The sequence below is a fragment of the Streptomyces actinomycinicus genome, from assembly GCF_016741775.1.
In the GTDB taxonomy this organism is placed as follows: Bacteria; Actinomycetota; Actinomycetes; order Streptomycetales; family Streptomycetaceae; genus Streptomyces; species Streptomyces actinomycinicus.
This window is the reverse complement of sequence record NZ_JAERRK010000066.1, coordinates 1-961: the sequence shown is the minus strand read 5'-3', so window position 1 is coordinate 961 and position 961 is coordinate 1. Positions and strand designations below refer to the sequence as shown.

At 69.7% G+C, this 961-nt stretch carries 1 protein-coding gene; it reads left to right on the top strand.

Annotated features, from left to right (window positions below; genetic code table 11):
* Positions 1 to 27 precede the first annotated feature (27 nt).
* A complete protein-coding gene (gene metF / locus JK359_RS38500; RefSeq protein WP_201844386.1) occupies positions 28 to 933 on the top strand; it encodes a methylenetetrahydrofolate reductase [NAD(P)H] in 906 nt (301 codons plus the stop codon).
* Positions 934 to 961: the final 28 nt, after the last annotated feature.

Genomic DNA, 961 nt, shown 5'->3' with positions numbered 1-961 from the left:
AAGCTACTTCAACGCCGGAGGCCGGGAGTGAACACCCTGCGCCACCTCCTCGACCGGGCGACCCCGTCCTTCTCCTTCGAGTTCTTCCCGCCCAGGACCGACGCCGGAGTCCGCACTCTGTGGCAGGCGATCCGCCGGATCGAGGCGCTGACGCCGTCGTTCGTGTCGGTGACCTACGGGGCGGGCGGCTCGTCGAGGGACCGTACCGTCGCGGTGACCAAACGGATCGCCGCCGAGACGACCCTGCGTCCCGTCGCCCATCTGACCGCCGTCGGCCATTCGGTGGCCGAGCTGCGCCACATCATCGGTCAGTACGCCGATGCCGGCGTCCGGGACATCCTGGCCCTGCGCGGGGACCCGCCCGGCGATCCGAACGCCCCCTGGACCGCGCACCCCGACGGCTTCACCCACGCCCATGAACTGGTGCGCCTGGTGAAGGAGTCGGGAGACTTCAGCGTCGGCGTGGCAGCCTTCCCCGAACGCCATCCGCGTTCACCGGACTGGGACAGCGACATCCGGCACTTCGTGGCCAAGTGCCGGGCGGGCGCCGACTACGCGATCACCCAGATGTTCTTCCGGGTCGACGACTATCTCCGGCTGCGCGACCGCGTGGCCGCCGCAGGCTGCGACACCCCGATCATCCCGGAGATCATGCCGGCCACCGACGTGCGCCAGATCGCCCGCTTCGCCGAGCTGAGCGGCGCCGCTTTCCCCGAAGAACTGGCCCATCGCCTGGAGGCGGCGCGTGACAACGCTGCCGACGGCCACCGCATCGGTGTCGAACACGCCACCGCCATGGCCGAGCGGCTCCTCGCCGAGGGCGCCCCCGGACTGCACTACATCACGCTCAACCGCTCGACCGCGACGCTCGAGATCCACCGCAACGTACTGAACTCAAGGAGCACCCGACATGTCCTCGCAGCCCGGCGCTGACTTCACCGACTTCAAGGTCGCCGACCTG